Source organism: Streptomyces sp. NPDC086554, assembly GCF_040686095.1.
In the GTDB taxonomy this organism is placed as follows: domain Bacteria; phylum Actinomycetota; class Actinomycetes; order Streptomycetales; family Streptomycetaceae; genus Streptomyces.
On sequence record NZ_JBFBJK010000057.1, the window covers coordinates 1 to 6,827 of the forward strand.

8 protein-coding genes and 1 pseudogene are annotated in these 6,827 nt (G+C 70.1%); 6 read left to right on the forward strand and 3 right to left on the reverse strand.

The window, feature by feature from the left end:
• Positions 1 to 95: 95 nt before the first annotated feature.
• Both AB0O76_RS43725 and AB0O76_RS43730 read left to right on the forward strand, forming a co-directional pair.
• Positions 96 to 302 carry a hypothetical protein gene (locus AB0O76_RS43725; protein ID WP_365503506.1) on the forward strand — a complete coding sequence of 69 codons (207 nt, stop codon included), beginning with the start codon at positions 96 to 98 and terminating at the stop codon, positions 300 to 302.
• A 201-nt stretch (positions 303 to 503) separates the two neighbouring features.
• The gene (locus tag AB0O76_RS43730) at positions 504 to 791 is read left to right on the forward strand and encodes a hypothetical protein (protein WP_365503509.1); all 288 of its coding nucleotides are present in this window, start codon (positions 504 to 506) and stop codon (positions 789 to 791) included.
• 134 nt (positions 792 to 925) lie between these two features.
• Here the strand turns inward: AB0O76_RS43730 and AB0O76_RS43735 are convergent, their stop codons facing one another.
• Positions 926 to 1,573, reverse strand: a complete 648-nt coding sequence (locus AB0O76_RS43735; RefSeq protein ID WP_365503512.1) for a hypothetical protein — start codon at positions 1,571 to 1,573, stop codon at positions 926 to 928.
• A 220-nt stretch (positions 1,574 to 1,793) separates the two neighbouring features.
• Entirely contained in the window at positions 1,794 to 2,279 is a 486-nt protein-coding gene (locus tag AB0O76_RS43740) for a hypothetical protein (protein ID WP_365503515.1), read from the reverse strand.
• Between the two features lie 464 nt (positions 2,280 to 2,743).
• Here AB0O76_RS43740 and AB0O76_RS43745 point away from each other — a divergent pair, with 464 nt between their 5' ends.
• Positions 2,744 to 2,980 (forward strand): hypothetical protein, encoded by a 237-nt coding sequence (locus AB0O76_RS43745; RefSeq protein ID WP_365503518.1) that lies wholly within the window; start codon positions 2,744 to 2,746, stop codon positions 2,978 to 2,980.
• Positions 2,981 to 3,012: 32 nt separating this feature from the next.
• Here AB0O76_RS43745 and AB0O76_RS43750 read toward each other — a convergent pair whose 3' ends face one another.
• A complete protein-coding gene (locus AB0O76_RS43750) occupies positions 3,013 to 4,260 on the reverse strand; it encodes a cytochrome P450 (protein WP_365503526.1) in 1,248 nt (415 codons plus the stop codon).
• A 253-nt stretch (positions 4,261 to 4,513) separates the two neighbouring features.
• Between AB0O76_RS43750 and AB0O76_RS43755 the strand changes: the two genes are divergently transcribed.
• From AB0O76_RS43755 to AB0O76_RS43765, 3 genes and pseudogenes are all read left to right on the forward strand, one after another.
• Positions 4,514 to 5,977, forward strand: coding sequence for an MFS transporter (locus AB0O76_RS43755; protein WP_365503521.1), 1,464 nt, complete (start codon positions 4,514 to 4,516; stop codon positions 5,975 to 5,977).
• A gap of 189 nt (positions 5,978 to 6,166) precedes the next feature.
• A complete protein-coding gene (locus tag AB0O76_RS43760; protein ID WP_365503524.1) occupies positions 6,167 to 6,355 on the forward strand; it encodes a hypothetical protein in 189 nt (62 codons plus the stop codon).
• A 205-nt stretch (positions 6,356 to 6,560) separates the two neighbouring features.
• Positions 6,561 to 6,827 (forward strand): annotated as a pseudogene (locus AB0O76_RS43765) (hypothetical protein); the annotation flags it as partial.

The window sequence follows — 6,827 nt, forward strand, 5'->3', positions numbered from 1 at the left end:
AAGCCCGGCAAGTCCTGACCAAATAGAGCCCGATCACGCGAGGGGCTGGGGAATTACGTGACCCCAGCCCTGGGGAATATCAAGACGTTCCACACATGGTCGCCGAAGCCTCCGTACGCCACTGGGTCAAGGCGTGGGGCGCCGTCCAGGACGGACACACCCTCATCGCCCTGCGCAACGTCGATGAGGCCGTGTTCTGGACCCCTGACGGCACCGCACCCGCCACCTACAAGTACAAGGTCGGCACCGGGTTCGGCGAGGTCAAAGCCAAGAGCGAAACCATGCAGGGAAGTGAGGACTGATGCCCCAGCCTCGAGGCCAGGGCCCCACGCAGGATGCGGCACTCAACAGCCTGACTGGCCGACTTCGGCGTACAGCCCAAGGGACGCCTGGCGTCCTACAAGGCCAAGACCTGGCAGGCCCAGCTCATCCACCTCACCCACACCCACCGCGGCTACACCGCACTCGAGGAGGGTGGCCTGCACATCACGCACGCCACCCTCATGAAGTGGCTCGCCGACGACGAGTACAACGTGCGCCGCAGCTACCGCGAGATCATCCACCAGGCCTACGAAGCCGCCGCGACGATCCCCGCCGACCCGATCCCGCAGGCCTTCAAAGACCACCAGTTCGAGATCCGCGGCATCGTCAAGACCGGTGCCGACCAATGCGACTGCGGCGCCCACGGCACCGCACCGCTGCGCATCGACGGCCGCAACGGCCACCGACGGCTGGGACTTCCCCGGCGGCACATACACCGTCACCTGCCCCGGGGGCGAGCGCGTCGCTGAGGCGGTCGAAGGGCCTCTCGGGGTGCGGTCGGACGGGCAGGCCACCCGCACCTCGAGATCATCCCACTGCCCTGTCGCCCAGGCCGCCCGGGCCCGCTGTCTGAGGCACACCGGTTCTGGGCAACGGGAGCTGGTCAGCCCTGGATCGAGAAGAAGATCGTGTCCATGGTGTGCCCGTACTGCAGAGCGCTCTGCCATTCGTCGTGCTCGGTCTGCATCGTCTTGATGAGGAGCTTGGTGTCGTAGACGAAGGAGCTGTCGATGGCCTCGAGGACGGCGGTGTAGGCGTCGGCGACGGCTTCTGTCTTGGCCAGCGGAAGGCGTCCGAAGGCTGGGTATCCGTCGAGGGGGGACGGAATGGAGAAGGGGATCTCGTCGGGGAGGTCGGCGTAGAGGAACCCGTGCGGGAGCAGGTCGGCAGGGACACCGGCCCGCCGCAGCTCGTCGTCCAGGAGCCCGAAGAACGTGGAGGGCTTGGAGTAGACGCCGAACTCGATGGGGTCGGAACCGATGTTGGCGATGATGTGCCGCATCGCGCCGTAGTAGGCGTTGCCGACGCAATCGCCGTCGGCGTCGGGTCGGCCGGCGAGGAGATGATCGAGCGCGTCGGGGATGCTCAGCCCCAGGTCGATGCCCTGGCGATCGAGGCTGGCCTGGTGCTCCCGGGCGTCCTTGTGTATGTAGTCGCGAACGGTGCGCTGCTGGTGCTCGTCGAGGTCACCGCTCAGGTAGGACATGAGGCGGCTCTGGTCAGCGATGTACATCGTGATGATGTGGCTCATGCGCCCCATGATGCCGATCGACTCGGACATTCTCGTTCACCACCCGGCTACCTGCCGCCCCGGGGACGGCCGGGTAGTTCGCCTTACGCCGCCCACCATGGACGGGCTGCTTTCTCTCTGGCCGACGGCGGGAGCAGTGGCGTACAAGGGAACTCCGGGCTGAGCACCGAGTGTTCGGGACTCACCCCGACGACCTGAGGCTATCCCGAGCACTGTCGGGTCACTCCGGCCGCTCACGCTGCTGGCGCTGGTAGGCAGCCCAGTCGTCCGGCGGATACGTCGCCTGCGGTGCGGCCAGGGCCACCTCGATCGCGAGCCCGAGCTCCGTATCGAAGAACCCGTCGAGATCGCGGAGTATCTGCAGCGCCCGCACAGTGGACTCGCCGAGCGGGCGCACCATGCGGTCCACACCGGAGGGAACGCCCACCGGCTTCATGCGCGCCAGCTCCACCTCGTTGTCGGCGCCCTCGTCCAGGCCGAGCGAGATGTACCCGGCGGCCAGGGCCACGTGCTTGAGCACGTCGCCCACGCCGCTGCACAGTTGGCCGATCCCATGCAGCGTCTGCCTCGGACTGCCCGCGGTGCCCTCCCGGTACCGGTCCTGCCCATGCTGCTGCTCCAGGCGCTGTTGCTCGCTCTTCAGCAGGTCCAGCACCTCGCTCAGCGCACGACCGACGCGGCCGAGCTCCGTCAGATCATGGATCATCCGATGCTCCCTCCCATCAACTGCCGCGACCCTAAGGCTGGTTGCCCCACCCGCGGGGGCTGCGTTGCACAACAGGGCCGCTGTAGTGACGGTGGGAAGAGACCTCCTCATTGTCAGTAACCGTCAGTAACCGCCACTACGCTGGTTGGCACGGCCAGACGCGTACGCCGTTCGCGGCTGCCCGGGTGCCCACGCCACCGGGCGACGTCGGTCAAGGTCTCCAGGGGCCCGTGCGGTTGAGGTCAGTTCTGTCCTGCTTAGCCGCGACGATCTTCGGATCAGCATCAGCACCATCCGCTCCCTGGAAGCACGCGGGCTCGTCGGCCGCGAGGAGACCCCACGGATCCTGCACGACGAACGCGTTCACCTCACCGCCGACGGCTGCCGCACCCTGGCGGCCAGCTTCTGAGCAGGATCGTCGTCTGGCTGCACTCGCACCGGACGTATCCAGGGTGGTTGCCGACATGCTGCGGACGGTGGTGGGGCTTGAGCCGCCGGAACGTGTCCCCACAGAGGCGTGGGACGTCACCGGCAGGGTGTTGGAGGAGTACGGGCAGGACGGGTTGCGGGTGCTCGTTCTGTGCCTGACGGGGTGGGCAACCGCGCAAACGGAGCGGGTGGCGATGCTGACGGGCCGGTCGACGGACGCAGTCCTGGACGAGCTGGATCTTGCGCGCTTGGAGACCATGTCCGACGACTGACCGCTCCACTCGCTCACCGTACGGCGTCGCACTCACCACGCGACCGGCAGCGCCTCGGGACCGCGGATCAGGGCGTTGCGGCGCCAGGGGATCGCGTGCGGGGCGGTCGCGAGGCGCAGGGTGGGGAGGCGGTCGAGGAGGGTGTCGAGGAGAAGGTCGATCTGGAGGCGGGCGAGCGGGCCGCCCGTGCAGTAGTGAGTGCCGTGGCCGAAGGAGACGTGCGGGTTGTCCGGGCGGTCGAAGTCGATGCTTTCGGGGTCCGGGAAGACGGCCGGGTCGCGGTTGGCCGCCAGGTACGAGACGTAGACCGGGTCGCCCTTCCTGATGCGTCGGCCGCACAGCTCCACGTCCTCCGTGGCGATGCGGGCGAGGCCGACCGAATTGCGGTGCGGGATGTAGCGGAGCAGTTCGTCGATGGCCCGGGGGCGGATCGTGGGGTCGGTCCGCATGCGGTGGAGGAGGTGGGGGTGGGTGAGGAGCAGGAAGAACATCTGGCCGGTGTTGTTCGTGACGGCCTCGCCGCCGATCTGCAGCGGGCCCGCGACGCCGATGGCCTCCTCCTCCGTCAGATCGCCGCGGTCCACCCCGGCGGCCAGGAGCGACATGATGTCGCCGGCGGCGGGTTCGGCGTTGAGGTCGGGGTCGGGTTCCGCCGTGGGGGAGGGGGAGGGGGAGGGGGCGGGTCGGTCGGTGCGGCGGGCGCGGATCTCGTCGGCGAGCCAGCCGTACAGCTCGTCCTTCGCTCGGCCCGTGACCGTCGCGTCGCGTGACGGGAACACGATCTCCTGGGTCAGACGGTGCAGGCGCGGGCGGTCGGCCTCGGGTACGCCCATGACCTCGCAGTGCACCGCGATGGGGAACGGTTCGAGGACGCGGGCCGTGAGATCCGCCGGTGAGCCGTCCCGTACGAGGGTGTCCACCAAGGCGTCGAGGGTCTCCTGCGCCCGGGCGCGCAGCCGCGCCACACCACGCGCCGTAAAGGCGGGAGCGACCACGCGGCGCAGCCGGTTGTGGTCGGGCGGGTCGGCGAAGGCGAGCGCGCCGGGCCGGGGTTTGAAGTGCGGGGCGAGGCGGGTGATCTGACGTTCGGTGACAGGGTCACGGACGAAGCGGGGGTCGTTCGCCACGGCGCGTACGTCGTCGTAGCGGGTCACGAGCCAGGCCCAGCCCTCGCCGTACGGCAGCTTGATGCGGGTGAGGGGGCCTTCGCGCATCAGCTCGGTCAGGACCGGGTCGAAGTCGGGGCCCTGGATGTTCTGGGCGGGCCAGTCACGGACGATGGGTTCCTGGGGCCGGTGTTCGTCGAGTTGTTCTTCGCGGTGTTCTTCGGGTGCGAGGTCGTCGAGCACGTGTCCGTCTCCGTCTCCGTCTCCGTACGTACTTCGTACGTACGCATGTGGCTGTCGTATCCGTGGCTATGCCTGTGGGGGCTCTCCCCCACCGTCAGGCATCGTCGGGCGGAGCTCGCACCGGCGTACTCCAGATGGGCTCTCCGGCCCGCCGGACCGGACCCGTGCTGCCTAGCGTGGGCGCATGGACAGCACGGACACCCCCACGGCGCGTGCGTCCGCGGACAAAGCCGCAGATCAGAGGAGTTGGAGGGCGCTCGGAGTCCTGCTGACCGCCGGGTTCATGACGCTGCTCGACACGTCGATCGTCAACGTGGCGCTGCCCTCCATCGAGCGTGGCCTCGGCGCCGCGGAGGCGGAGCTGTCGTGGGTGGTGTCGGGCTATGCGCTGACGTTCGGGCTCGTGCTGGTGCCGGCGGGGCGCCTGGGGGATCTGTACGGGCGGCGGGAGGTGTTTCTGGGTGGGCTCGCGCTGTTCACGCTGGCCTCCGTGGCGTGTGGACTCGCGCCCGGGGCCACCTGGCTCGTCGTGTTCCGGCTCCTGCAGGGTGCCGCCGCGGGCATGGTGTCGCCGCAGGTGTCGGGGCTGATCCAGCAGATGTTCCAAGGGCCGCTGCGGGCACGGGCGTTCGGGCGGCTCGGCAGCGTCGTGGGGATCTCGACGGCGGTCGGGCCGCTCGCCGGCGGGCTGCTCATCGGGGGCTTCGGGGCGGAGCACGGGTGGCGCGCGGTGTTCTTCGTGAACCTGCCGATCGGGGTGGCCGCGTTCGCGGCGGCCCTGCGGCTGCTGCCCCGTACCGAGCGCGCCGGGCGCGGGCGGACCGGCTTCGACCTGGTCGGTGTGGTGCTGCTCGGCACCGGGGTCGTCGCCATCATGCTGCCCCTGGTGCAGGAGCAGCAGTGGGCCGGGTGGGGCAAGTGGCTGCTGATTCCCGCCGGGGTGACGCTGCTCGCGGGCTTCTGGGGGTGGGAGCGGCGAGCATCGCGACAGTCGGCGCGGGGCCGCGCACCGCTGGTCGATCTGCGGCTGTTCGGGCTGCGGTCCTTCTCACTGGGCGCGCTGCTCGGCCTGGCGTACTTCTCGGGGTTCACGACGCTGTTCTTCGTCTACACGCTGTTTCTGCAGAACGGGCACGGTCTCAGCGCCCTGCAGGCGGGCCTGGCCGCCACGCCGGTGGCGGTCGGGTCGGCGGGTGCTGCGGCGGCGGGTGGGCGGCTCGTGGTCAGGCACGGGCGGCGCCTGGTGGCGTACGGCCTGGTCGGGGTCGCGCTCGGACTGGCGGGCACGATGGCGGTGGTGCAGTTGGTACCCGGACGCGCTGTGGCCCTGGTGGCGGCCGTGCCGCTGCTGTTGGCCGGGGTCGGCTCCGGGCTCGTGATCTCGCCGAACACCACGCTCACGCTGTCCAAGGTGCCGGTGTCCCTGGGCGGTTCGGCCAGCGGCGTCCTGCAGACCGGTCAGCGCATCGGCTCGGCGGCGGGCATCGCGATGGTCGGCGCCGTCTTCTTCGCCCACGTCGCCAACCACGACGACTGGGGGCGGGCCCTGCAGCTCGGGCTGCTCACGGCGCTCGCGTTCGTGCTCCTTGCACTCGCCGTCGCCGTCGCGGACGTGCGTGGCGAGCGCCGGGAGGCTCCGCCTGACTGACCGCCCGGGGGCGTCCCGGTCAGCGACGGCCGCGCGGTGACCCGCTCGGTGGTGGTGTGCCGCCTCCATTCGGGCTCTCCGGCCGCGCGGGGTCCGCCGTACAGCCGCAGGGTGGCGGTGTTCAGCCGGGAACCGGGATCCACTCGGCGGTTCGCCTCCCGTCGAAACCAGTGACCACCAGGAGCACTTATGGCCACAGGCCGGGACCCTCGTCCCACCGGCGCCGCCGACGGCGACGGCAATGGCGACGGCGACGGCGACGGCAATGGCGACGGCAATGGGGAGTGGCTGCCCGTCCTCGACATCCCTGCCCCCGAGCGCCAGCGGTGCTGGACCGTGCTGCTGCGCTGGCTCCTGCTGTGCGGTCCCCAGCCCTGACGACCGCCCGCCCGGTACAGCTCAAGGCCGCCTCCGGAGCATGCGGTCAGGTTGATGCACGCGGGGAGTGGTGCGGGTCCTGCCTCGTTCGCCTCCAGGAGTTCCTCGTTGGTCGCGGGTGATGAGGTCTCCGGGATCGTCAGCGCCGTAATTGGCGGACAGCAGGAGAACTCCGACTTCGTGCATCGGCTGGCCGAGCAGGGGCATGAACCCCAGGCCACCTGGGTGGCCGACGGGCTCCTGGCTGGACTCGACAACAGGATCGCCCGGAGATCTGGGCTGGTTCTTTGGTGCGCTGCTGCGTGGCGGAGTGCTTCCCGTCGGCCAGTTGGAAGAGATGCTGTCGGGGGTTCCCATCGCAGACGAGGAGGACGGGCCCCGGGCCGGGGTCCGGGGGCGGGCGGTCGGGTCAGCGGAGTCCGGCGAAGAGATCGTTCTCGGGTACGGCCGCGCCGGTGGCGTCCTTGACACG